The following is a 23,850-nucleotide window of genomic DNA, read 5'->3' on the forward strand; positions in this document are numbered from 1 at the left end:
TAAAAGAAAACAACTAAATATATGGAGCTCGCACCTTAAATTCAACTGCGGCGGCTATGATATCTGCCAAGAACTAATGCGATCAATATAGCAACATATAATTGACCACCCAATGTGATCAACAAAGCTCCGATCTGAGCCAACGGATAGTCTTGATTAACAACAGAACTTCCTAAAGTTGTGAGGTACCCAAAAGCAGCAATATTTAAAATAGCTGTAGGATTTTGAGGCAGAGGAACGAAAGCAACGGGTTGAAAATAAAAAATAGTATTAAGTAAAACGCCTCCAACAAAGCCAAGCATAAGGTATCCGGCACCAGCACCCATAACCACAGACGTGGTTGCAAAAGGCTCACGAATCAAAGACTTAATTAATCTAATTAATAACAGTCCAAAGAAAAAGAACCAAAGCGTGAAACGAAGAAGGCTAAGGGCCGGCTGATTAAGAGCAAAAAAACCGTCCACATACGAAACGGTATAACTCAAATCCAAGATAAACCATATTAATTCCACAACAAAAGCAGAGGCCCCCAGAAAATACATGAAAAGCCGTCCTTTTCTAAGGTTTGAAACTTTACCCAAAAAGAAAAGAACATATAATTCTAAACCCAATGCCGAAGCACTTAAAACAAGTGGATAACTAAAGCCAAGGGGAATGATGCATATAATTAAAACCTTTAAGAATAGAAGATAGCGATAGGCCACATGGCGCTTGCGGATTCGATTGATATCCCAAAAATGCCGATCCATACAGCACTAACACAATGTATATATTATAGTAAACATGTAAAGGCGGTATGGCTAAAAATGACTGAAAAACTAATCCTAATAAGCTCCGATGAGCCAAGCCAGGCCTCGCTGCTAAGCGAAGCCTTAACCAAACTGCATAACACAGGTGATCCGATTGATCTCACAGGGGAGGGATTGATCAAAACAAGTAAAAATTTTAATGTAATTGATCAGCTGGATGCCCTCTGGCCTCAACTGCAAGAAAAAATATATCCATGGCTTAATCTTCTTAAATTAGACCATCAAATAATTAAACAGCCACCCCTGCTTCCAGGGCTTGAGGACTGCCTTAAGGCACTCTATTTAATAAATGAATTAGAGGAGAATCCAAACCACACAATGATATGCATTCTGCCGCCACCCGCACAGGCACAAAGGTTCCTGCTCGGTATTATCAACGCACCGGATATAATTGGGCAGTTATATATACCATTAATCGCAAGAATTAGTGAGCTAAAAGACAAGCTCAGCAGCTTTGAAGCATTATTAAATCTGAAAATACCAAGGAATATTAGCGAGCCATTAACTGAAAATCTACGCAAAAAAATAACTACACTTGCCGGCATGCTGCAATGCAACAACAGTTGCGAATGTTACCTGGCAATACAAAATAACACTCTTATGAATGAACGCATATCGGGATTTTATTTTTGTGGCATTCAAGTAAGCAAGATATGGATAAATAGTCACATTCCAGTAGAGGGAATAGATATTCTCAAGCAAAAACTTGCGCCAAGCAATATTCTTGCAACAAGTTGTGCCGATGATTTCATGGAATGCGCCAGGGAATGGTTGGAAGTAAAGCCACAAAAAGAAGCCAACATTTTATCATCTATTGATGCTAATGGCATCCATATGATTAGCTTTTTAATGCCCCTAATAAACAAAAGTACACTGCAAGTGCAAAGGAGCGGAAGCTCACTGCTGGTGCGTTCTGGCTATCTAAAACGCAGCTACGCATTAGCAGATAACCTGCTTAGTTTAGAGAGTTGTGGTGCACGCCTGGAAGATCGACGCTTAGAAGTACGCTTTCGCTGAGTCCACCAACCATGCAAATGGTTATTTTTCATATGATTGTAATTAGACAAATTGTTGAGCTCAACAAGCAACATGGGAATATCTGCAAGCAAAACTGCCAAGATAGGATCAAGCAATAACAATAAACTAAGCAATAATGCTGCAGAGTGGGGAAACAATATCAAATAGAAATTAACCCGATTAGCCGCGGCCACATCTGTAGCTAATTCGGTGCAATCTACCAAACGGTCTAAACGCTTTGCCGGCAAAACAATATCAGCCATCTCAATAGGCAAGGAGAAGCTACCATCGCTTACTGCTAAGGCAATATCAGCTGCTGCAAATGCTCCACTATCAATAAGTGCAGAGCCCAGATAAGCAACAGGACCAGATTTACGATCAAATGATCTAATTAACTCCATGCGGCCAATAAGATCAATCGAAGGGTGAATATTTTCTGATGGCAGTTGAAGCTGCCTTGCAATTCCATCTAAAATATCTCCATGCCATGTGCTAACTAAATGCAAAATCCATCCATTGCGCTTTAATCTACGCAAGGAGCGCAAAACCTTCTGATCTAACTTGTCTTCGAATAGCAAACCACCAACTACATTTCCATCTACCACCACAAACAACCAATGGCGACCTGCTTGCTGAGGCATAGAGTTAGGCCTTGGTATCCCTAGATGATGTAATAAAAAACCTCCTCCTAAATACATATTCAATCCAGACACAACACCATTAAGCCCGCAACCTACCACAGCCTTAAAAGATTCCACATGCCTAGGCTCAAGATCATTCTCTTTCAATAGTAGTTGCAGTGGGAACAAAGGAATAGATTCTGGGCTACTAAAAATACGAAAACCGGCTACAATTTCAATTAAGCTATTAACTGAATACTCAGAATCTAGGCTATGCATCTCTAAAATTGAACGATTGATTCCAAAACAAATTGATCCTTCTGAAACAACAAGAACCCTACAATTAGCCAAACGATCAAGCACATTTCCCCTGCGTAATGAAACTCCCCATTCAGCCATAAGCTGCCTCACGCCTCGATAGGCAATGGAAGCACTTAATTGCCAGTCATTCATTGGATCGAATTGCATCAAACCAGCCGCCGCATGACTACGGCCAAGCCCTAGGGCAATAAGACCACTGCCTAACACAAAAGGTAAAAGTTTCTTATGTAAGCTTTTAGCCTTCTCGATGCCCAAAGGTGCAGGGTGGTGCTGTGCAAGATTAAAAAGCTGATGATAAATAGGTTGATCAGTGAGGCTTTGAGTGAGCTTAAACACAAGTTCACCATCAACTATCTGAACACCTAATGGAAGTGGTTGAAATCCTTGCACAGGAATCAGGGCTGAATCACCATCCAACAAACTTTTACAAACCAATCCAGAACCCGACACAACGTAACCATTCAGCGGCACAACTGTTCCACTCTTAATCAAAAGCCTGTCGCCAATTCTTAACTCATCCAGTCGTTTGCTGCCAGCCTGAGGAGCAGCTAATGGGAAAAGGGCTTCCCGTTGCCACGATTCCATGGCTGCGCACAACTCTTCTCCATAATTAGAGCTGCTACTAATTCTTCCTTGAATTGCCTTATTCCCATTATCTAGAGCGATTTCTGTGGCAAACCCGCTAATTTCGCCACGTGCTATTAAGCTAACTAACCACACCAAATCCAAAGATTCCGTTGGTAATTTACCGCGGTTAAGATCGGTCTTGATATTAACCAGAAGCGGCAATAATAAAGGGGGAAGAAATAGTATTCCGATCGGAAATAGCCACGCCTCCAACAGCAAAGATTGGCCAATTAGAAGCAATACAGCAAGGAGCAACCTGATGAAAGGACCACGATCAGCGGCAAGCTCAGTAAATGAATTAGAGGATTCATTACGGCGCTTTGAGTGGGCAAGATTAATTAATTTTTGCACCTCGTTGTAGCGCCAACAAGCACCTTCTACGTGCACTAAAACTATTGATTGTGCGTTAACATTTACATGCAAATAATCCAATTTAGGAAGATCAGCAGCCGCCAATTGCAAATCCACATAATTATTAGATTTGGCTGATAAGTCGTTAATGCATATCCGCAACCTTCCTGGAATTGCAGAACGAACAATCCAGTTTGAACCGGTGGGAGAATCAAATCTATCGCCCACTTGTAAAACAGGATTCATGGGCGTTTAGGGCGCAGAGCCAGCGCTATGAGAAAAAAAGGAGTACCCGGCAACACAGGCAAAGCCCAACCAAGTATGGCTAAAATCATTAATGTGTGTATAATTCGATCACGCCAACTAGGAACATGATCCACTGGATTATTAATTAACTTTCCTATATCAGAAACTAAATTTGGGTCTAAAGGATAAGTTCCATTGCCAATTATAATTCCTTGTCCTAGGCCCCATAGCCGTAATGGCAAATCTGGATATGCACTTGATAGTTCCGTTTGAATGCCAAATGCATGATGCATTTGCAGTGCTGGCTTAAACCTTAAGCGAAGCCGATAGGGAAGGCTATGGGCTACTTCAATGCAAATCATTGCAAATTATTCGCTGTAGATTGGCTAGTAAAAACATTTGAATCAGTTTGGTATAACCACAATAGATTCTCTGGGTCTATGGAGGCACTCCAACTAGAAAAATCAGGCTTACGTCTCCTTGCTACTAATTTTTGGGAAGATACTCCCAGCCTTGAAGACAATTGCTTAAGATCAAGTTTTTGAGAATTCAATTGAGCGGGAACAGATTTTTGAACAATTTCCTTATTCTGTGGCACATACGCCTTGGAAGAAGCGGTAAAGCGCAAAGGGCGAAGGGCATTAAGGGCAGCGAATATACAACTGCCATTATTAATAAAAATTGCAAGCAAAGGAGGAATCGGCAAAAGAACGCCAATCAATAAAGCTGTAAGGTTGGGAACTGCAACAATTGCAATATTTTGCTTCACAACGGAGAAGCTAAATCTCGCCAACTCATAGGCCTCGAGTAATTGAATAATATTCCCACCAGAAAGCACAATTTCAGCAGTTTCTTTAGCTATATCACTACCATGATGAAAGGAAACTGCTACATCTGCGTAAGCAAGAGCTGCTGAATCATTCAAACCATCTCCAACAAAGGCAACTCGATGCCCCTCAGCCTTTAAGCGACGCACAACATCTGCTTTTACATCTGGAAGCGCTTCCGAATGTATTTGCGCGCGGCTCAGTCCCAATTGCATACCAACTTGCAGTGCAACTGCCTCAGCATCACCTGTTAATAAGTGGCTTTGTATACCCCTTGCCAGCAAAGATTCAACTAATTGCAGGGAATCGGGTCGTAAGGAATCAGCAACATAAATAACTCCGGCCAAGCGACCGTCTACGGCAACAATAATCTGGCTTGCCACACGAAGATGGGATTCAGTATTGAAAGGTGGCGGATCTATCCCCTCATCCCTCAATAAACGACGGTTACCAACTAATAAACTTCGACCAGCTTGAATTGCACATACACCACGGCCAATTTCACAGCGCCACTGATCTATTGGAAGCAGGCTTAATTGATGTTCTTGGGCAGCATTAGTAATAGCAAGAGCGATTGGATGGTTTAAACCCTGCTCAGCGCTTGCTGCCAATTGCAATAAATCAGATTCACTGAAAAGATTGTCAAGAACTTCTATGTGAAGCAATTCAGGTTCACCTGTTGTTAATGTACCAGTTTTATCGAAAACAACCACATCTACATCTGCTAAAGCCTCCAGTGCTCTGCCACTGCGGATCAAAATTCCTTGAGAAGCAGCACGATTTAAGGAAGCTAAGATGGAGGTTGGAACAGAAACTCTTAGTCCCGTTCCTAAATCAAGCATCAACAAAGACGCCGCTTGGGAAATACTGCCAAATAAACCAAAGCTAAGTGCCGACAGCGCGAGAGTTGGTAACACAAACTGATCTGCAACCTTGGCTGCATAATTTCCTACACGGCTATCGCACACCGGCGCATCTTGAAGCAACTGGGCGATTTGACCTGCTTTAGTGTGATCGCCAACAGCTATTGTTGAAACTTCAATAGACCCTTCTAGAAGCATTGATGAAGCTAATACCTCATCACCAGGTTCAACATATCTAGGAACAGATTCACCCGTTAAGCTACGCACATCCAAACTTGATTGACCAATTAAAACAGTGCCATCAATAGGAACTTGATCCCCAGCAAATAGAAGCACAATGTCACCAACTATTACATCAGCTAAACGAACACTAAGGATTTGCACCCCGCGGCGCACTTTAACTTCACGATTTAAATCAGCCTTCAAAGATCGGCTAGATGAGTATGCAACCCTCGCTGTGGCATCCCTTATAGATTCACCACCTTCGATCATTGATAACATTAAGGCAGGACCAAACAGGAAGCCTTCAAAGCTGTGAAGAACTACTGCTAAGGCGTCTAACACGTCTACGTTTAGTCTTTTTCGATCCCACAAGCTAATGCGAGCTCGATCAAAACATCTGCCACCCGCCAAAAGAACAATCAATAATAATGGAAAAAATGGGAGCTCAAATGGAATGGAAAAAGTTGTTAAGGCTAAGGCAAATAATGGCAGCCTTAATCTGGGCGGCAAAAGATCTAAGCGAGCGCTGGCGAGGGCTGCGGTTATTTCAGCTTGGGTCCCATCGGCAACCAGGGGTGTAAGTTCAAGATCATCTTGATCAATATTATAAAAAGCAGATTTAGATTTAACTCTATCTGCATGAATCTTACTGAGTGCAATATTTTGAACTTTCAACCAAGAAAAGCAATCAACACCAGCATCTAAACTAACAACTAATGAAGCTGCTGGCCTGTTTAAACGATAGCTTTCAACCGATTGCCATTGCTCATAGAGCATTGGCAGCAAATTGATAAAATCCCTATTAATTGAAAATCGACAACGACGATCAACCCTATGGTGTAATACCAAAGGATTCTGGATGATAGATTTCATTTAAATTGCCAAGTGGTTATAAAAAGATCAACCTTCAACTGTAACTTCAGTAACTTTTTCAACCGCAGAACCATTACTTGTATTGGAACGCTCTTGCGCTAAATCGGCTTTTGCTTCCGCAACTAAGTCGCCAAAGCTTTCACCAAGTTCAGAAACATTATGAACAACAGCAGATGTTGCTTCTGAAACCTTATCTACAACAATCACTCCAACCTTCAAACCACGCTTGGTTAAGTCGCGACCCGTTTCGGCCATGTTTAGCGAAAGCTTGCTGCCTCCAGTAACTGCCGATACAGCAGGAGCTAAGGCCATCAAACCAGCCCCAATTCCGAAAGCTACTAAAACCTCGAGTTCGAACATCGGAATGTCGGCGAATTGTTGATATTATAATGGTACAGCTACTTAAATTTTGGTTAAGCTGTCTCCGTGCTTACACGAGATCCTAATGAGCCTATGGGTATATTTGCGCTTCAGCATATCCTGCCAAAGCGAATACGCCTAAAGCTCATATACGGCAGTCACAAAAAAGTGATTGAGGTTGCAAGCAGCCTTGGGGGCCGTTGGCATGGTGCAAGCCGTTCATTAATTGTTTTAAATCCGCCTACGCTCAGCCAAGTAGCTGCAAATTTGTACGACCAGGGTTGGTGGCTGCAAGCCCCCCATCCGTTACTAGCAACAAACCTAAAAACAAACCCCTGGGAACAAATCGGTTTGGAAATAGGAGCAAGTTTAATTGGCGCTTCAGTGGGCGGAGCACTGGGCCAAAGCTTTGGATTTTTTATTGCTGGCCCCCCTGGGGCAGCCACAGGCTCATTTCTTGGTTTAGTGATTGGGGCCGTTGCCGCCACAGAAAGCCTTGATAATTTCCAACGAAAAAGTGATCTAAATACCGAACTCAATAGCGCTAAAACCCGAGTGAGCTCAAGGCTGGCCAGCCGCCTTGGCGAAGAGGCCGGAGCAATGGCAGGCTTAAGAATTGGGGGGTTACTTGCAGGCCCCTTAGGTGCAAGCGCCGGAGCATTAATTGGCACATTGCTTTTGGGCCAAATTGGAGAAGATGCCGCCCTCCATCGCAGCGAGCAGTGGCGAACTCCATTGCAATGGTTAACTCAAACTGGCAGAAGCGCCGCAGGAGAAGCTGCAAGCCAAAATCTCTTTGGGCTTTTAGGGGGCGCCATACTGCAAAACCCAGGCAGGAAAGCAGGCGAAAAACTTGGCTTATACCTTGGCCGCCGTATCAATTGGCAAAACCTCAAGCCTTTAATAAATTAAGAATTTATCATTAAATTAGCAACTACAGACAAAATAAGCGTGTAGAACATAAACGAACTAAGGGCCTGAATCATTACTATTTTGCGCATTCGGGAAGACTCTATGTTAACATCACTCATGGCAAATGTTAATGCCACAGCGTTTGCAACATACAGGAAATCAGTAAACACAGGTTCGTTATCTCCCGGGAAAATAAGCTCTTGTGGGCCCTGCTCTTCATCATCCATTTGGCTGATCTGATTGCCCCTGTAAAAGATCTTTGCGTAATATGTTGCAAATGAAAGTTGCAATTGAAGCCAACAAAGCATAACACCAAAAAAATAAAGAAATAGCTGCAGCGACCTCAAATCAGACTTTGCCTGAGATAGATCATGAAATGACAAGCTAAGGAATAGTGCCGCAATTGCGATAGTTATCAAAGATCGTTTCAGCAGCCTTCCCTTGCGCAGGTCTGCAGATAAAAATAAATTCATTGTTTGAGCTGCAGATAGGCGTAAGCCATAGGGCAAAACCAGCAACAGATCAACGATCAATGCAAACATTAATGACCCTAAAACCCAAAAATCTCTCAAAAAAATTGAAAACACTACTCCACCAAGAGCGCCTGCCAGAACAGCTCTTTGCGGACGTCTTGGCTCTAGGAATGGTGAATTCCGATAAATTTCAGACAAGTTATCCATCTATCAATCGTTCCTATCAGATATTGCAACTACTTGCCAGCCAGTTCTATGTCCCGGCTGTTGTTGTTTGCGAAATCTCATTCCATAGCGATCAAAATAAGCACCGTTTGCGTCCTGCTGACGGGCGGCCACCCTGCGCAAACCCAAAAGGGCAGCCAATTCGCCAGATTCCAAACAAATACCTCGATCCGCACATAACAACAGCAGGTCTAGGCGCTCGCGAAGCAATCGCAGTTGGGCAAATTGAGTGGCCTCATTCCAACCAGTGGAACCATCGTTTGCAGTGGGCTCAATTTTAACAACAGTGAGAGCCCCATTAATTTCATCTGGGTTAACAGCTTCCGATATTGGATCAGGCTTGATTCCTATTACCGCATCCCTACTTACATAAGTGCGTAGCCCTTTGTGCACAGTTTCGATCTTATGCTTTCGCAGAAGCAAGAGCAATTCAGACCTTTCCAAGCCAAGCTCCTCCTCCAAGTTACGCAAAGGCACCAAGCTCAAAGAATCAGCCATGGGATTAGGTAAAGGGGAGGTTAATCAAGCGGAATGGTTTCACTACCGCTAAACGGCTTCGTGTTAGTTATAACTCTCCCCAGCCTACGATAAAGTTCATCACGCCATATAAATAATGGTTCAAAGTTAGCTTGATCAGCGATACCCATCACACCGCGGGATGCCAACTGAACACCCGCCACTGCTGGAAAACGCAAAAGATATAGTTGTGCAGCTACGGCGATATCAGCAAGGCTTGGTTCATCGCCTAGCAAGTAGGGCTGGGCATTCAAAATCACCATCAGTTGCTCAAGGCAAGCAAGCAATCCCTGGCGTTCGGGTTGCAACAACAAACCCACGCCATTCATCCAATTTGAAGGCACCAAGCCAACAAGATTTTTAAGCGCATCAGGGGTTTTTTCTGGAAGCAGGGCACTACGCAGGGCAGGATCATCCATCGCCCCCTGCACAAGCGCAAACCGAGCGGCGCTGGCCAGGGCTGTGTCGGCCCAATCTTCGAATAGAAGCACCTGTGCCCTTAGCAGTGGCTCTTTGGGTAGGAGAGCTGGTTCTGGCTCAACCGCCTCTAAGTGAAGGGCAATGGCAGTGGAATCAGCGATCCATTCATTGCCGGTTTGTAGAACAGGCACCTGGCGCTGGCCTGTTTGTTGAAAAAGTTCCCATTGACCGATACCAGGCAGCACCTCCACCACGGAATACGAAATCGCTTTGGCCGCCAGCACCAGGCGCACCTTCTCGCAAAAGGAGGAGTGGCGAAACTGATAAAGCTGCATCGGTATTAAACAGAACTGCACCCATGATGCTGGTTCAAAAGGATTAATGGAGCCTGTGGCATAGGGCAGAATGCCGCTATCTGCATAACTGCCATGCTGCGGCCTTGGTTCTTGATTTTTAACGCACCTGCCCTAGTGCTTTTACTGGGTGGGCCGTTTGGCAGCCTTCAACAAAATGCCCTAGCTGCAGAACAAAGTTTTAGGGCTATTGCTGCCTTGCCTGCTGCAAAACCCGCAACGGCTACGAAGTTATCCGATAAAGCCGCAAGGGAAGCAACCGATGCAATTCTCAGCGCCATCCAACAAAGGGATGCAAACAAGCGTTTTAGTCAATTTTCCGATGAACTAAAGCAAACCAGCAGCCCCTCCATGGTTCAATCCACCCTGCAGAGCCTGCCGGAGTTGATTAGCTGGCAAATTACAAAGGTGAACAGCGGCCTGCGCAACAGCACCGTAAGTGCAAACTTAAACACTTCATCAGGCAGCCAAGCCATAACCCTGGTGCTAAACAACAAGGGCTTACTGGTAGCTCAACTATTTGATTCCAAAAACCAAGCAGCCACAAATGTGGCAGAGGGGTTTGTTAAAGCGATCAGCCAAGGTCAATTCATCACAGCGCGCAGTTACCTAAGCCTTGATTTCCAAAAAGAGCTGCCCCCAGCTGCTTTGCAAAGAAAATGGCAGGAGCTGCAAAGGGAAACTGGTAATTTCCAGCGAATCATCAAGGTAACCGAAGCAGAACACACCGCCACCAGCAGATTGGTGCTGGTGGAAACAAGCTTCAACCGCTTGAGCGATAGCCTTTTCGTTATTTTGAATGCCAACAACCAGATCATTGGGGTTGATTTCCCAACCGATGCCCAACCAAAACCAGTGCGCTGATATCAACCACTAAAAAAATTCCAAATAGTGGACACTTGCTAAATAATTGATACGATCATTAGGAGTTCATTTTAATTTCATGCTCACCGGACCCGACCTTCTCGCCAAAGTTAAAGAATTCAGCGATGGCTCTAAATCTGAGCTGGTTAAAGCCTGCGGCTACGTAAGCTCCAAAAAAGACGGTTCCGACCGCCTCAACTTCACCGCCTTTTATGAGGCGCTACTAGAAGCTAAAGGTGTTGAGATCGGTTCTGGTGCCGTTGGCAAAGGTGGCCGCAAACTCAGCTACATCGCAACAGTGCAAGGCAACGGCAACCTCCTAATTGGTAAGGCCTACACCGCCCTACTCAATCTTCAACCCGGCGACGAATTTGAAATCAAATTGGGTCGTAAGCAGATCCGCCTGGTGCCAGTTGGCGGCAGCGATGAAGATGGCGAAGATTGAGGCTAAGGCCTAGCCTGCCTAAATCGTTGTTAGCAAACTCCCCCAATGGGGGAGTTTTTTTTGTTTCTTTTCCAGCTTCAAACCCTTGTCATAGGGGCCATGTTGCGCACAATGCAGCTATTCAGCTCAATTCGCAATGAAAACTTCTCGCTTGAGCCTATGGGTGAGATTATTTCGCTCAGGCAATGCCATTGATCGCCCCCAACGCTACCGCCAACCCAACGATGAATTGATGCGTTTAAACCGCCAATACAACAATGTGGGCACTCGGATCATGGAGGGTCGCCAACAGTTAAGCCGCCGCTCAATAAGCACCGAATTCGCCAGCGAACGCTTTGATGAAGCTGCCTAAAACCAAATGGCAGCAAAACCAAATAAAAGAAAAAGCACACCACTTAGCTGATAAAGGAGTTTGTCGTTTATCCGGCCTTTAATCCAGCCTCCAGCACTAACAGCAATCCAAGTAACAAAAGCATGGCCCCCTAAGGTTCCAGCCAGCAAGGCTTGAAAACCAAAACCTGGGGCAGTGGCTAGCACAATCGTGGCGATTTGGGTGCGATCACCTAGTTCAGCAATAAATACAAGCAAAAACGCCTCCCAGATAACAAGCCAAGGGCTATTTATTTTTTGATTGCTTTCCGCTTTAGCTACAGCCAGAGCTGCTTCATTGGTTTGATCCGCAGCGCCATTGGCGTCGATTAATAATTTCACCCCAAACCCGATAAATAAAACTACGGCAAGCCATTTCAACAACATTTGGGGCAACAGGCCCCTAAAACCAAAACCAAGGGCCAGTGAAATCAGGCTCACCACCACTAGAGCAGAAAAAGCACCGATAAACACCCAGCGGGGCCTGTGGCGAGCCGCCAAGATTAAGGCCATGAAGAAGGTTTTATCCCCCAGTTCGGCAAGGGTGATTGCGGTGAAACTGGAACCGAATGCAGCTAGGGCTGAGTCGGTCAAAAATGCTTGGGCATCTATTTAGATTGGCCTGAATTGATACAGGTGATCGCTAAAAACGATAAAGTATTACGCATTAGTGGTTTTGGCTTGCTCGAAACCACAAGCTCACACCAAAACCATCCTGACTTCCCCAGTTCTCGAGCAGATACGCAAGCGGGATTTTTCTTTGCGGCCCTATCTGCAGCGCAGCAATAAGAGGGCTTTCCTTCAAATTGCCTCAACCCTGCTACCAATTGCAGGTTTATGGCTGCTGCTGCCAAAGGCCTTCGCTATTTCGCCGCTACTGGTGGCACCAATTTTAGTTTTATTAATACTTTTTTCATCCCGTTGTTTTTCATTGATGCACGATTGCGGGCATCAATCCCTATTTCGCGATAACATACTTAATCACATTGTGGGATTTATATTGGGGGTAATAAATGCAATTCCGCAACACCCCTGGTCCCGCGGCCATGCATACCACCACCGCCACAACGGCAATTGGGACCTCTACCGGGGCCCATCTGCCCTAATCACCTCTGCTGAATATGCAAGCTACTCGCCATGGAGAAAGCGCTTCTATCAATTTCTCCGCCATCCATTGATGCTATTTCCGGGTGGATTTTTCTACTTGATCATCAAACCAAGAGCAGCCCTTATTTTAGGTTCATTAGATTTTGCAATTGATTCCCTTCGCCACATAATCAACAACGGTTTTTGCAAATGGCAATTATTAATTAGCAATCACCGCAGCCGCCATTGGTATACAGCTTCTGAATTTTGGCATATTTTAGGAAACAATATTTGCGTTGTTGCCACATGGGTTTTGATGGGAAGCTGGCTGGGGCTTGGCTTGTTTTGGGTTAGCTACAGCATTGTGATGACAACTTCTGCCGCCATTATGATCTGTTTCTTTTTTGTGCAACACAATTTTGAAGGATCCTATGCCCACACCACCAACGATTGGGATTCTTTTAAAGGTGATATAGAAGGCAGCAGCTTCCTTAAAATGAATAGAATTTTCAACTGGTTCTCAGCTGATATTGGCTACCATAATGTTCATCATCTTTGCGAAGGAATACCTAATTACAACCTCCGCGCCTGCCACGAAGCGAATGCTGAATTACTTAAAAATATAAAAGTTTTAAATTTAGTTGATATTCCAAGCTGTTTCAATCTAATTCTCTGGGATCGGGACAAGCAGCAACTTGCAACTATTCCTTAATTACAAATTCCTCAGCAACCAACAGATAAAACCTGCAGCCAACAACCAGCTGGGGCCAGTTTTTCCACCACCATCGGAGTGCTTTGACCTTTAAGCATATTCAAGGCAAAAAGCTCAGCTGCTTGGCGGTTATCAAAACAAGCACTTTTTATTTCATCTGGCACCACCTGCTCCTTAGCCACTAGGGGCCTTACTCGATAGTAGGTTTTGCGGGCAGCTATTTCCATGGCTTTAATCTGAGTCCTGCGGGACCAAGTGAGGCCAAACAGCAGATAGTGTGCAGAATTCAGCAGTTTTTAAAGGCCAATTGGCTTTAGGACTAGGGGGTATTAAGGATTTAGGCCATGTCTAAAGCGCAATTGCAGGCCTTCATCACCAAGGCAAATGCCAATCCAGCCCTCAAAACCCGCCTAGACGGCGCAATCGACCCCAAGGCGGTAGTAGCCCTTGCCCTTGAGGAGGGTCACAGCTTTTCTGAGGCCACCTGGAGCAGGCATCTGAGGGCGTAGATACCACTCTTTCAGGATGGGGATTAAGCCTTGCATCCCGAAAACACAGTTCATAACTACGTTTTAGCTTCAATCCTTCCCCTGTTTCACACCGGTATATAATCATTTGGTTTGAAGCGTTGCGATGCTTGAACTGCTTTATGCAGCCTTTAATACGGCCAGTTTGATCACACTGGCTGTTATTGGCGGTGCAATTGTTTTGTTCATAGGTGGCTGGATAGCGCCAGAAATAACCGGGTTGTTAGCTCTCGCCCTACTAATAGCCACAGGGGTTCTCAAGCCAGGGGAAGCACTTCAAGGCTTCGGCAGCCCAGCCTTGATAACTGTGATGGGTTTATTTGCCATCTCAGCTGGCTTATTTCGCTCCGGTGGGCTTGATCGCCTGAGAGCCTTAATCGGTTCAGATGCAATTCGCAGCCCAAAACGAATGATCACCTTGATGGTGGCAGCCGTGGGGCCAGTGTCAGCTTTTGTTCCTAATACCCCTATTGTTGCCGCCCTTTTGCCGGTAATTGAAGGCTGGTGCCATAGGCGCAAAGTATCACCTTCAAGGGTACTTTTACCGCTCTCATTTGCAACTGTACTTGGCGGCACCATAACACTATTTGGTAGCTCAGTAAATCTATTTGCCAGTGAGGTAAGCGAGAAACTTGGCTATGGGGCCTTTGAATTATTTGGCTTTACTCCGATTGGTATTGCAGTGTGGCTATTAGGGGGGCTAATCATGGTGCTATTGGCCGACCGCTTCCTGCCTGATCGGGGCCAAAATAACGATGATCTAACAGCCCATCTATCAAGTAACGGCTACCTAACCGAAGTTGAAATACCGTCTGGATCTGAACTAATTGGTGTTTCTCTCCATGGCAGCCGGCTCCAACGCCGTTTTGATGCGGATGTATTGGAACTTCACAGGGGCAGCGAACGTTTTCTTCCTCCTCTAGCAGATAGAACCCTTTTGATGGGGGATCGATTATTGCTGCGCTGCACCCGAGCTGATTTACTGCGTCTACAGCAAGATCACACTGTTGTACTCGCACCCACTTCTGAGTTAGCAATTAACAAAAGCGATCAACAAAATAATCAACGGGTAGTGGAGGTGTTATTACCCTCAGGCTCTACATTGGCCGGGGATTGCCTACGTGATCTTCGTTTTAGACAGCGTTACAACGTAACGGTTCTTGCCCTGCGCCGCGGCAATGAAGTGTTGAGGGAAAGATTGGGCAGAGTTATTCTTAAAGATGGTGATGTGCTCTTACTACAGGGCCCCAAAGATGCAATCCGGGGCCTGCAAGCAAATAACGATCTTGTTGTTTTAGAACAGCTTGAAAATGATCTACCCACAGTTAGTAGAAAACGTTTAGCGCTAAGCATCTCCGCTTTAGTTATTTTGCTACCAGCTTTTAATTTAATGCCCTTGGTGGCTTCAGTTTTATTTGGAACTGTTGCTATGGTTGCAAGTGGCTGCCTTAGACCCGGTGAATTACAACGGGCCATTCGCCTCGACGTAATTTTGCTACTGGGCTCTTTAGCAAGTTTTAGTGTGGCCTTAGAAAAAACTGGCCTTGCCGCTGCCACCGCTAAAGCACTATTGGCGGGTTTGCAGAACTGGCCTATTTATTGGGCGCTATTAGCAGTATTTCTATTCACCACATTGCTTACGGAGGTGATGAGTAATGCAGCTACGGTTGCAATGTTGATACCAATCGCAGGCCAATTAGCCCTTGGCCTGGGCGAACCACCAATGGCCTTTATTTATGCAGTTCTATTTGGTGCAAGCCAGAGCTTTTTAAGCCCAGTTGGATACCAAACAAATTTAATGGTATTCGGCCCTGGCCGTTACCAATTCTTGGATATTGCACGCTATGGAATACCTTTAACAGTTGCAATGACCATTGCTGTTCCATTTTTTATTTGCATTTATTTTAAAATTTAGTTCAGCAAAATATCAGATAAAATACATTGATCTACATTCAAGATATTGATCGCGCTGATCCGCAAGTTGCTGCAGCGTCATTGATTCCAAAAAATCCTCCCTTCTGCGATCTAAGTTTGCTTGCAAACCAGCAACTGCCCTATGTTCAGGGGTATTGCTTGTGGGGCTATTAGTGCTAATTGTATCCCCTTCCAAGCAATTAATCACTTCAGCCAAAGCAATCTCAGAGGGTGAACGATTCAACTGATACCCCCCCCTAGGGCCACGGATGCTGCGTAAAATCCCAGCTTTGCGCAGGCTAATCATCATTTGCTCAAGGTAGCGATCAGGAATATTCTGCTGGCTGGCAATCTGGGATACCTGAAGAATTCCAGAGGAGGGGAACACCGCAACTAGTTCCAACAACGCAACTAGACCATATTCAGTTTTAGCATTGAATCCCAAGGCCCTTTGCAGATGCGCATAACTAATGCGCTATTATAACCTAAAATAAAAAATTATTTCCATGCGCCCTTTGAGTAAAAAATTTCAAAACAGCTTCATGAACAGCTTCGAGAAAAGCTTTGAAGTGTTGATATGGCGTTTTCGCTTGGTGAGCATATTGCCAGTTGTGATGAGTTTACTCGGCAGCGTTGGTTGTTTCATTCTTGGTACAGCGGAAGAGCTGAAGGCTTTTTCAGGCATGCTAAAAAGCCTCGACCACAGCAGTTCAACAAAACTGATTGGCACCATGATTGGTGGCATTGATTATTATGTTATTGGTATTGCGCTTCTGATATTTGGCTATGGCATCTATGAGCTTGTAATTTCAGATATCGATCCTCGCGATGAATCAATACCAGAGCGGCGCAGAAACCTATTAAGCATCACTTCTCTCGAAAGCTTAAAACAGAAGCTCAGCAACGTAATAGTTGTGGCCTTGATAGTTTCAGCTTTCAAAACAATGATCAGCTTTAAAATAAATTCAATGCTTGAACTACTGCAATTCTGCGGCGGTGTAACACTATTAGCCGTAAGCGCCTGGCTGATAGGCCGCAGCCACAGTGATTAATCGCTCAACACTTATTAACTTTCATTCTTAGCTAGCAGTAACCAAATAAATAGCAATGGGCCAACCCAGGCCAAAGCACTGAGGCTCAGTAAAGGCTCGAGCACAAGCACAATTGGTTTAATCAGCCAATCAAAAACAGTTAAAATTAAGCCCACTAAAAGCAGCAACCAGCCCATCAGCTCTGCTCCGATCTTCCTATTTCTGCAATATTGATGCGCAAATTGCCCTGGCGCAATATTTGCCAACAACTGCCATTTTCTCCCTGCTGCCAACCCACAACCGTGCTGGCCTTTCCTGAACCGCTCGGCCACGGCAGTGGTGCCAATAAAGCAAGGCTTGGAAAGTTTTTAGCAATCTCCTCTGGGCTTGTGCAGGCCGGCTGCCCCGAGCGATTAACGCTGGTGGTGGCAAGGGGGCCAGTGCAACGCAACAACTGCAACGCCATTGGGCACGCAGGTATGCGAAGCCCAAGGCTGCTTCCACCGGGATTGAGGGCCTCCACCACAGCCCCCTTAGCTGGCAACACCAAGGTGAGCCCACCCGGCCAACCCTGATTTGCCAACTGCTCCCAACCCTGGGGCGGCGGCATACCAAGGGCTGCCAATAATTCATCCCGCCCAGCAGCCATCAAAATCAAAGGCTTATTTGCCGCCCTTTGCTTTATTTGCCACAGCTCAGCTGCCCATGCGGGTGCCATTGCTAAAGCCGGCAGGGTATCGGTGGGAAAAGCAGCGGGGTTGCCTGCCCTTAAAAGCGCACTTAAATCTCCGCAAGCCAATGGGGCCCTTGGCAACTCGGCTGGCGTCATCAACTTCCCCCAGGTGCTCGAGCGATAGCAAATCGCAGTTTTCCCTCTAGATCCATGGCAGCATCCAAATCAATCAATCCGGCTGCTTGAAGTAATCGAGCAACATCGTTTGCTTGATTATGATGATGTTCAATCAATAGCCATCCCCCCGGGGCTAATACATGCGGCGCCATTGAGCAAATAGATCTAATCGCATCCAAACCATCTATCCCACCATCTAAGGCAAGCCGTGGTTCGTTATTAAGTACCAATGGCTCCAAATTATCCACCACTCCACTGGGGATATAAGGGGGGTTGCTTATTAATAATTGCCAGTTGCTTGGCTGCCCAAGCAGGGGTTCTAGCCAATTGCCCTGCAACCAATTAATGGCCTGCTCCACCCCATGGGCGCGGGCATTGGCCTTGGCCAAATTCAAGCTTTGCGCGCTGATGTCGATGGCCCAACCTTGGCTCTGGGGCCAAGCCCGAGCCAAAGCAACGGCTATGCAGCCACTGCCGCAACCCAAATCAAGCCAAGGCTCTAGGCAGCAGCCCTGTTTAATTGCCAAATCAAGGGCTATTTCAACCAATAATTCAGTTTCCTGGCGCGGGATTAAAACAGTTTCATCCACCTGCAACTCCATGTCGCGCCAGGGACAACGGCCCACCAAATACTGCAAAGGCACCTGCTTGTTGATGTGCTCCTCCCATAAACCAGCCAGCAATTGCAATGGTTGAGCAAGCGTTACCGGTTCCTCTGGATAAAGCCAACTGGCCTGCAGCGTTTGCCATGGCACTTTCCCTTCCATTTCCAGCAGCCAATCCAAACCAGCTCTAGAGCCAGGATTTATGCGCAGCTGCTCCCTGCGCCAAGCCCTTAGTTGTTCGCCGCTAATGGTGAGCATTAACAACTAACTAATCAACAAGCCATTCTGTCGTGGGCGCCAACGCAAGCCCGGGGCTGCCTCCACCAGCCCAGCAAGTTCCAGCTGCAATAAGCGTTCAGCCAGCTTTGGCAATGGTTTATCCAGGGTTTGAGCAAGTTGCTCCAAGCTGGCGCCAGCACCTAGGGCCTCCAGCAGGGGATCCATCGAGGTTTCAGTGGTGCGGTCCATTGAACTAGCTAAGGCCAGTGGCCCTTGGCCCAGGCTCGAGAGCAGATCCGCAGGATCGAGCAACGGCGTTGCCCCTTGGCTCAAAAGGGAGTTGCTGCCCTTCGCTGAACTTCGATTGGTGTCTGCAGGCACCACCCAAAGGGGCAACTGTTGGGCCCAGGCCAATCGAGCCCCATGCAGCGCGCCACTGCCATGGGGACATTCCACCACCACCACCGCCTCCGCCAGTGCCACCAACAAGCGGTTGCGGGAGGCGAAATGCCCCTTTGCCACAGCAGCCCCAGGCCGTTGTTCGGTTATCAACAAACCTTGTTTTGCCACCTCAGCCTGCAACTGGCTGTGGTGCCTCGGATAAACCCGATCCAAGCTGGTTGCAAGCACCCCAACTGGCACACCTCCTGCCTCCAGGCAGCCCCGATGGGCGGCCCCATCAATACCTTCAGCAAGGCCACTCAACACCGGCCAACCATTTGCGGCCAAAGCAATGCCAAGCCTCTTGGCCCAATCCAAGCCATGGGGAGATGGCCGCCGGGTGCCGATTACCGCCACCGCTCGCCTGCGCCGCAGCAGGGGCCAAAGGCTGCCCCGGCCCCGCCAATGCAACTCCAAGGGCGGACGCTGCAAACAGCCAAGTGCTTGGGGCATAGCTGGATCGGAGGGCAGCAGCAGGCGGGCCGGACAAACCAAGGGCACTCCCCGATCACCAAGGCGTTTTGCAAGCCGATCCCTGGCGGCAACCAGCTCCGGGCCTACCCCAGGGAGGCCAAGTAATGCTTCAGCTGAAGCATGCCAAGCGGCAGCGAGATCACCAAAATTACGCTCCAAAAGCTTGATGCGCTGCTCGCCAAGCCCCTCCACTTGGGCCCAGGTCCACCACCAACGCCTCCGCAAGGCCAAATCCCGATTCACTAAACCTTGACTCGCCAAACCAGCCCAAAATTCAATACATAAGTACTAGCATACTGGCCGGGTGCTAGCAGCGCCATAGGCTAAAAAAAGCCGCCTTGCCCGCCATGTTCCGCAATTTGTTAATCGCCGATTCCGGCAAGGGCCACGTGGGGGAAATGGTGCGCATGCTGCGCGATATCCCCTGCTTCTCCCAGGCTCGCTTGAACCTGCTGCACGTGGTGCCCGAACAAACGAGCGAAAACCTCAAAGATCACTGGCAAAAAGGCGCAACTTTGCTGGCCGATGCCGTGGATCGCCTCGGCTTAAAACCCACAGAAATAAACACGATCCTGCGCCAGGGGGACACCAAACAAACGGTGCTAACAGTGGCGGATGAGCTCAATGCCGACCTGATTTTGATGGGCTCCCGCGGCTTGGGCCGCTTGCAATCAATCCTTGCCAACAGCGCTAGCCAATATGTGTTTCAACTCTCCACCAGGCCCATGCTTTTGGTGCGCGACGACCTTTACGTGCGCCACGTAAACCGGCTGATGGTGGGCATCGATGGCACCGGCGTGGGTGATGACGCCCTCAAACTTGCCTGCGAAATAGCAAAAGATATCCCCGGCAGCAGCCTCACCGGAGTGCACATCGGCCACCACGACTTGGCCCCCAGCCGCAGCGGCGCAAGGCCAGCCGACAGTTTGCTCGATCAAGCCAAGCAAAGGGCCCGCAGCTTTGGCGTTGAACTGATTGCTTTGCACAAAACCGGCGATATCGGCCGCGGCCTTTGCGCAGCGGCCGCTGAAATCAAGGCTGATCTGCTTGTGATCGCCTCTCAAGATCGACGCCCACTAGTGGCAAAGGGCCTAGTAGACCTCGACAAACTGCTGGGTGGTTCCGTTAGCGACTACGTAAGGGTGCACGCACCAGCGCCAGTGCTGCTGGTGCGAGAGCCGGAAAAGCGCTGAATTTCAGCGCTTAACCCTGGCGGCTATTGGTTTGGATATAGAGAACAATCAAAAACACTGCTGGCACCAACACAAATAGGAGGCTGGCCACAAAGCCGAGATCGTTGGTTTCCATGACCGCTGGTGGATGTCTCGGGAGGGTATCACCGCCAGAGTGGCCGTGATACCTGGCGTTCACAGCTCGTCGCTCAGCGGCGGCTCCTCTTCCGCTAAAACCGGGCCCTTTGGCAGGGGTTCAAGGCGGGCTTGCTCGATTTGGGAGGAGAGGGATTCCCTGCCCACCTGGGGCCTGGTGAGCACCGCAACGGAATCCAACACCAGGGCCTGACAAGCCAAGCGCCAGCTGGAGGGACGCCTCCGCAATTTTTGATCTTCCACTGCAGTGCGCTCACTTAAAGCCGAGCCATTGCGTTCCGCTATCACTTCCACGAAACAGGTGATGCATTGGCCGCAGCCGCCGCAATTGCCCAATTGGCCCTTAAGGCCGTATAGCTGCAAACCCTCCGCCAATGCCAACTCCCGCAGGTTGGTTCCCTCCGAACAAACCACTTCGCAACCCTCCCGCACAAAACGCACCACCGGCATCCGTAAAACCGCAACAGGCTGCATTCTGCCTTGCTATGTATTGCGAATTGTGACGCGATTACGGCCTGAAGGGCGCCCCACCAGCAACCCGAAATGTTTCCCTTTGAAACCTCAAGCCAGGGTTTGGTTCTTAACCTCTACGATCACCAAATCTTCGCAGCTTCTGCGGAGCTCCTGTCTCGTTTACCCCCACAGAATCAAATGGGATTGCCCTGGTACAGGGTGCACACGGTCGTAATCAACGATCCGGGCCGCCTTTTGGCGGTGCACCTAATGCACACCGCCTTGGTGGCCGGCTGGGCCGGTTCGATGGCCCTATATGAGCTGGCCATTTTTGATTCTTCCGATGCCGTTCTCAACCCCATGTGGCGGCAGGGCATGTTTGTGATGCCCTTTATGGCACGTTTGGGCGTTACCGGCAGCTGGGGGGGTTGGAGCATCACCGGTGAAACCGGAGTTGATCCTGGTTTCTGGAGCTTCGAAGGGGTTGCCGCAGCCCACATCATCCTGAGCGGCCTGTTGTTTTTGGCCGCCATCTGGCATTGGACTTTCTGGGATCTGGAAATCTGGCAAGATCCCCGCACCGGCGAACCCGCCCTCGATCTGCCCAAGATTTTTGGCATTCACCTTCTTCTGGCTGGGCTTGCTTGTTTTGGCTTTGGTGCCTTCCACCTAACCGGTGTTTTTGGACCAGGCATGTGGGTAAGCGACCCCTATGGAATTAGTGGTCATTTAGAAAAAGTGCAGCCTGCCTGGGGACCGGAGGGCTTTAATCCCTTCAACCCTGGTGGTGTGGTGGCCCACCACATCGCCGCTGGAATCGTTGGCATCATTGCTGGCATTTTTCACATCACCACCCGACCACCTGAGCGCCTCTATAAAGCCCTGCGCATGGGCAACATTGAAACGGTGCTTGCCAGTGCAATTGCTGCTGTTTTCTTTGCCGCCTTCATCGTGGCTGGAACCATGTGGTACGGCAGTGCCACCACACCCATAGAACTGTTTGGCCCCACCCGCTACCAATGGGACCAGGGTTATTTCAAACAGGAGATTGCCCGTAGGGCCCAAGGAGCTATCGCCCAGGGGGCAAGCCCCAGCGAGGCCTATGGAGCTATCCCTGAGAAACTCGCCTTCTTTGATTACGTGGGCAACAGCCCTGCCAAAGGTGGCCTTTTTAGGGTTGGCCCCATGGTTAACGGCGACGGCCTACCCACCGGTTGGATCGGCCACATCAGTTTCACAGACAAAGAAGGTAGGGATCTGCAGGTGAGGCGCTTGCCAAACTTCTTTGAAAACTTCCCTGTGGTGCTTGAAGACAAAGACAGAATTGTTAGAGCCGACATTCCCTTCCGTAGGGCTGAAGCGAAATACTCCTTCGAACAAACCGGTGTTACTGCCACCGTTTATGGCGGCGAACTTGATGGCAAAACCTTCACTGATCCCGCTGATGTGAAGCGCTTAGCCCGCAAAGCTCAGCTTGGCGAAGGCTTTGAGTTCGACCGTGAGAAGTACCACTCCGATGGCACCTTCCGCAGTTCACCCCGTGGTTGGTTCACCTTCGGCCATGCCACATTTGCTCTGCTCTTCTTCTTCGGACACATCTGGCATGGGGCTCGCACCCTTTACCGGGATGTGTTTGCCGGAATCGATCCAGATCTCGGCGAGCAAGTTGAATTTGGCCTTTTTGCCAAACTCGGCGACAAAACCACCCGCCGCCTACCCGAGGGCTATGTGCCTCCGGCTGGCAGCACCATCAACTGACCATTAAGGAGCACCCCAACAATGGAAAGTTTCGCTTACATCTTGATCCTCGCCTTCGCCTTAGGCACCCTGTTTTTTGCAGTTGCCCTGCGGGATCCCCCCAAGATTGGCAAGTAAACCTTGCTAATCCCTTGTTGATAAACAAATCCCCTTTGAAATTCCCCCTATTAATGGGGCTTTTCAAAGGGGTTATTAATGTCTACAATCGGCAAGCTTGTTAAGTAATTCGTTTGCAGTGTCCCTCCTGCCAGCACAGTGATAGTCGGGTGCTCGAATCACGGGCAGCCGATTCTGGCAGAACAGTGAGGCGCAGGCGTGAATGCTTAAATTGCGAATTTCGTTTCACCACCTACGAACGGGTTGAAACTGTTCCAATCACGGTGATTAAACGCAATGGCAACCGTGAAATTTTTAGTCGCAGCAAACTTCTCACTGGTTTAGTGCGGGCCTGTGAAAAAACTGGGCTCGACACAAGCCGCTTGGAATTAGTGCTAGACGACCTTGAGGTACAGCTGCAGCAGCGCAATCTACGGGAGATAAACAGCCAGGAGTTAGGGGATTTGGTGCTCGATCAATTAGGTGATCTCAGCGAGGTGGCCTATGTGCGATTTGCCTCGGTATATGGCAAGTTTCGTAGTGTTTCCGATTTCATCGACACCCTTGAAAAATTGCGTCAACGTAATCAAGTGAAGCGGCAATTGGCGGAGATCGGCTGATAGGGTTAGAGATTACCGTTCTG

General features: G+C 47.9%; 31 protein-coding genes. 14 read left to right on the forward strand and 17 right to left on the reverse strand.

Annotation, left to right across the window (positions count from 1 at the left end):
* Window positions 1-41 precede the first annotated feature (41 nt).
* Complete coding sequence (locus KBY68_RS02135) at window positions 42-749, reverse strand: hypothetical protein (protein ID WP_255095744.1); 708 nt, start codon at window positions 747-749, stop codon at window positions 42-44.
* Between KBY68_RS02135 and KBY68_RS02140 the strand changes: the two genes are divergently transcribed.
* On the forward strand, window positions 705-1,826 hold the full coding sequence (locus tag KBY68_RS02140; protein WP_255095745.1) for a hypothetical protein: 1,122 nt from the start codon (window positions 705-707) through the stop codon (window positions 1,824-1,826). The genes KBY68_RS02135 and KBY68_RS02140 overlap by 45 nt on opposite strands.
* Here the strand turns inward: KBY68_RS02140 and KBY68_RS02145 are convergent.
* From KBY68_RS02145 to KBY68_RS02160, 4 genes are all read right to left on the reverse strand, one after another.
* The gene (locus tag KBY68_RS02145) at window positions 1,742-3,991 is read right to left on the reverse strand and encodes a P-type ATPase actuator domain-containing protein (RefSeq protein WP_255095746.1); all 2,250 of its coding nucleotides are present in this window, start codon (window positions 3,989-3,991) and stop codon (window positions 1,742-1,744) included. The genes KBY68_RS02140 and KBY68_RS02145 overlap by 85 nt on opposite strands.
* On the reverse strand, window positions 3,988-4,284 hold the full coding sequence (locus tag KBY68_RS02150) for a YbaN family protein (protein WP_255095747.1): 297 nt from the start codon (window positions 4,282-4,284) through the stop codon (window positions 3,988-3,990). The genes KBY68_RS02145 and KBY68_RS02150 overlap by 4 nt, the downstream gene beginning before the upstream one ends.
* 65 nt (window positions 4,285-4,349) lie before the next feature.
* Window positions 4,350-6,578 (reverse strand): heavy metal translocating P-type ATPase, encoded by a 2,229-nt coding sequence (locus KBY68_RS02155; protein WP_255095748.1) that lies wholly within the window; start codon window positions 6,576-6,578, stop codon window positions 4,350-4,352.
* Window positions 6,579-6,803: 225 nt separating this feature from the next.
* Window positions 6,804-7,136, reverse strand: coding sequence for a hypothetical protein (locus KBY68_RS02160; RefSeq protein WP_255095749.1), 333 nt, complete (start codon window positions 7,134-7,136; stop codon window positions 6,804-6,806).
* A gap of 168 nt (window positions 7,137-7,304) precedes the next feature.
* On the opposite strand from KBY68_RS02160, the gene KBY68_RS02165 reads away from it, so the two are divergent.
* Entirely contained in the window at window positions 7,305-8,048 is a 744-nt protein-coding gene (locus KBY68_RS02165) for a hypothetical protein (RefSeq protein WP_255095750.1), read from the forward strand.
* Here the strand turns inward: KBY68_RS02165 and KBY68_RS02170 are convergent.
* The 3 genes from KBY68_RS02170 to KBY68_RS02180 are packed head-to-tail and all read right to left on the reverse strand — an operon-like array spanning window position 8,045 to window position 10,017.
* Window positions 8,045-8,728: a DUF1345 domain-containing protein gene (locus KBY68_RS02170; RefSeq protein WP_255095751.1), complete on the reverse strand. Its 684-nt coding sequence runs from the start codon at window positions 8,726-8,728 to the stop codon at window positions 8,045-8,047. The two genes, KBY68_RS02165 and KBY68_RS02170, sit on opposite strands and share 4 nt — an antisense overlap.
* Window positions 8,729-8,731: 3 nt before the next feature.
* On the reverse strand, window positions 8,732-9,244 hold the full coding sequence (locus KBY68_RS02175; RefSeq protein ID WP_255095752.1) for a hypothetical protein: 513 nt from the start codon (window positions 9,242-9,244) through the stop codon (window positions 8,732-8,734).
* Window positions 9,245-9,264: 20 nt separating this feature from the next.
* On the reverse strand, window positions 9,265-10,017 hold the full coding sequence (locus tag KBY68_RS02180) for a glutathione S-transferase family protein (protein ID WP_255095753.1): 753 nt from the start codon (window positions 10,015-10,017) through the stop codon (window positions 9,265-9,267).
* 93 nt (window positions 10,018-10,110) lie between these two features.
* Here KBY68_RS02180 and KBY68_RS02185 point away from each other — a divergent pair, with 93 nt between their 5' ends.
* The 3 genes from KBY68_RS02185 to KBY68_RS02195 all read left to right on the forward strand — a co-directional run bounded on the left by KBY68_RS02185 (window position 10,111) and on the right by KBY68_RS02195 (window position 11,696).
* On the forward strand, window positions 10,111-10,899 hold the full coding sequence (locus tag KBY68_RS02185) for a DUF3887 domain-containing protein (RefSeq protein ID WP_255095754.1): 789 nt from the start codon (window positions 10,111-10,113) through the stop codon (window positions 10,897-10,899).
* A 79-nt stretch (window positions 10,900-10,978) separates the two neighbouring features.
* Window positions 10,979-11,344: an AbrB/MazE/SpoVT family DNA-binding domain-containing protein gene (locus KBY68_RS02190; protein WP_106500050.1), complete on the forward strand. Its 366-nt coding sequence runs from the start codon at window positions 10,979-10,981 to the stop codon at window positions 11,342-11,344.
* Window positions 11,345-11,480: 136 nt separating this feature from the next.
* Window positions 11,481-11,696, forward strand: coding sequence for a hypothetical protein (locus KBY68_RS02195; RefSeq protein ID WP_255095755.1), 216 nt, complete (start codon window positions 11,481-11,483; stop codon window positions 11,694-11,696).
* Here the strand turns inward: KBY68_RS02195 and KBY68_RS02200 are convergent.
* Complete coding sequence (locus tag KBY68_RS02200; protein ID WP_255095756.1) at window positions 11,693-12,307, reverse strand: TMEM165/GDT1 family protein; 615 nt, start codon at window positions 12,305-12,307, stop codon at window positions 11,693-11,695. The genes KBY68_RS02195 and KBY68_RS02200 overlap by 4 nt on opposite strands.
* A 243-nt stretch (window positions 12,308-12,550) precedes the next feature.
* Here KBY68_RS02200 and KBY68_RS02205 point away from each other — a divergent pair, with 243 nt between their 5' ends.
* Together KBY68_RS02205 and KBY68_RS02210 are read left to right on the forward strand one after the other, a co-directional pair.
* On the forward strand, window positions 12,551-12,685 hold the full coding sequence (locus KBY68_RS02205) for a hypothetical protein (protein ID WP_255095851.1): 135 nt from the start codon (window positions 12,551-12,553) through the stop codon (window positions 12,683-12,685).
* Window positions 12,648-13,511 (forward strand): fatty acid desaturase, encoded by an 864-nt coding sequence (locus KBY68_RS02210; RefSeq protein ID WP_255095845.1) that lies wholly within the window; start codon window positions 12,648-12,650, stop codon window positions 13,509-13,511. The genes KBY68_RS02205 and KBY68_RS02210 overlap by 38 nt, the downstream gene beginning before the upstream one ends.
* Before the next feature lie 11 nt (window positions 13,512-13,522).
* Here KBY68_RS02210 and KBY68_RS02215 read toward each other — a convergent pair whose 3' ends face one another.
* The gene (locus KBY68_RS02215) at window positions 13,523-13,738 is read right to left on the reverse strand and encodes a hypothetical protein (protein WP_106500047.1); all 216 of its coding nucleotides are present in this window, start codon (window positions 13,736-13,738) and stop codon (window positions 13,523-13,525) included.
* A 117-nt stretch (window positions 13,739-13,855) separates the two neighbouring features.
* Here KBY68_RS02215 and KBY68_RS02220 point away from each other — a divergent pair, with 117 nt between their 5' ends.
* Window positions 13,856-14,020 (forward strand): Nif11-like leader peptide family natural product precursor, encoded by a 165-nt coding sequence (locus KBY68_RS02220; protein WP_106500046.1) that lies wholly within the window; start codon window positions 13,856-13,858, stop codon window positions 14,018-14,020.
* A 124-nt stretch (window positions 14,021-14,144) separates the two neighbouring features.
* Window positions 14,145-15,953: an SLC13 family permease gene (locus KBY68_RS02225; protein WP_255095757.1), complete on the forward strand. Its 1,809-nt coding sequence runs from the start codon at window positions 14,145-14,147 to the stop codon at window positions 15,951-15,953.
* Between the two features lie 12 nt (window positions 15,954-15,965).
* Here the strand turns inward: KBY68_RS02225 and KBY68_RS02230 are convergent, their stop codons facing one another.
* Window positions 15,966-16,397, reverse strand: coding sequence for an Rrf2 family transcriptional regulator (locus KBY68_RS02230; RefSeq protein WP_255095758.1), 432 nt, complete (start codon window positions 16,395-16,397; stop codon window positions 15,966-15,968).
* A gap of 97 nt (window positions 16,398-16,494) precedes the next feature.
* Between KBY68_RS02230 and KBY68_RS02235 the strand changes: the two genes are divergently transcribed.
* Entirely contained in the window at window positions 16,495-17,004 is a 510-nt protein-coding gene (locus tag KBY68_RS02235) for a YqhA family protein (RefSeq protein ID WP_255095759.1), read from the forward strand.
* 14 nt (window positions 17,005-17,018) lie between these two features.
* Here KBY68_RS02235 and KBY68_RS02240 read toward each other — a convergent pair whose 3' ends face one another.
* Genes KBY68_RS02240 through KBY68_RS02255 form a run of 4 tightly spaced genes read right to left on the reverse strand, consistent with a single transcriptional unit; the run spans window position 17,019 to window position 19,815 of the window.
* The gene (locus KBY68_RS02240) at window positions 17,019-17,180 is read right to left on the reverse strand and encodes a hypothetical protein (protein WP_255095760.1); all 162 of its coding nucleotides are present in this window, start codon (window positions 17,178-17,180) and stop codon (window positions 17,019-17,021) included.
* Complete coding sequence (locus KBY68_RS02245) at window positions 17,180-17,812, reverse strand: L-threonylcarbamoyladenylate synthase (protein ID WP_255095761.1); 633 nt, start codon at window positions 17,810-17,812, stop codon at window positions 17,180-17,182. Before KBY68_RS02245 ends, KBY68_RS02240 begins: the two co-directional genes overlap by 1 nt.
* A complete protein-coding gene (prmC, locus tag KBY68_RS02250) occupies window positions 17,812-18,696 on the reverse strand; it encodes a peptide chain release factor N(5)-glutamine methyltransferase (RefSeq protein ID WP_255095762.1) in 885 nt (294 codons plus the stop codon). The genes KBY68_RS02245 and prmC overlap by 1 nt, the downstream gene beginning before the upstream one ends.
* Window positions 18,697-18,702: 6 nt before the next feature.
* Window positions 18,703-19,815, reverse strand: a complete 1,113-nt coding sequence (locus KBY68_RS02255) for a DNA-processing protein DprA (protein WP_255095763.1) — start codon at window positions 19,813-19,815, stop codon at window positions 18,703-18,705.
* Window positions 19,816-19,919: 104 nt separating this feature from the next.
* Between KBY68_RS02255 and KBY68_RS02260 the strand changes: the two genes are divergently transcribed.
* Window positions 19,920-20,765, forward strand: a complete 846-nt coding sequence (locus KBY68_RS02260) for a universal stress protein (RefSeq protein ID WP_255095764.1) — start codon at window positions 19,920-19,922, stop codon at window positions 20,763-20,765.
* Window positions 20,766-20,775: 10 nt separating this feature from the next.
* Here the strand turns inward: KBY68_RS02260 and psbM are convergent, their stop codons facing one another.
* On the reverse strand, window positions 20,776-20,880 hold the full coding sequence (gene psbM, locus KBY68_RS02265) for a photosystem II reaction center protein PsbM (RefSeq protein ID WP_106500037.1): 105 nt from the start codon (window positions 20,878-20,880) through the stop codon (window positions 20,776-20,778).
* Window positions 20,881-20,939: 59 nt separating this feature from the next.
* Entirely contained in the window at window positions 20,940-21,350 is a 411-nt protein-coding gene (locus KBY68_RS02270) for a 2Fe-2S iron-sulfur cluster-binding protein (protein WP_106500062.1), read from the reverse strand.
* A gap of 201 nt (window positions 21,351-21,551) precedes the next feature.
* Between KBY68_RS02270 and psbB the strand changes: the two genes are divergently transcribed.
* The 3 genes from psbB to nrdR all read left to right on the forward strand — a co-directional run bounded on the left by psbB (window position 21,552) and on the right by nrdR (window position 23,827).
* Entirely contained in the window at window positions 21,552-23,111 is a 1,560-nt protein-coding gene (psbB, locus tag KBY68_RS02275) for a photosystem II chlorophyll-binding protein CP47 (RefSeq protein ID WP_106500061.1), read from the forward strand.
* Between the two features lie 21 nt (window positions 23,112-23,132).
* On the forward strand, window positions 23,133-23,228 hold the full coding sequence (locus tag KBY68_RS02280) for a photosystem II reaction center protein T (protein ID WP_255095765.1): 96 nt from the start codon (window positions 23,133-23,135) through the stop codon (window positions 23,226-23,228).
* A gap of 113 nt (window positions 23,229-23,341) precedes the next feature.
* Window positions 23,342-23,827: a transcriptional regulator NrdR gene (nrdR, locus tag KBY68_RS02285; protein WP_255095766.1), complete on the forward strand. Its 486-nt coding sequence runs from the start codon at window positions 23,342-23,344 to the stop codon at window positions 23,825-23,827.
* Window positions 23,828-23,850: the final 23 nt, after the last annotated feature.

Source organism: Synechococcus lacustris Maggiore-St4-Slac (genome assembly GCF_024345595.1).
GTDB lineage: Bacteria > Cyanobacteriota > Cyanobacteriia > PCC-6307 > Cyanobiaceae > Synechococcus_D > Synechococcus_D lacustris.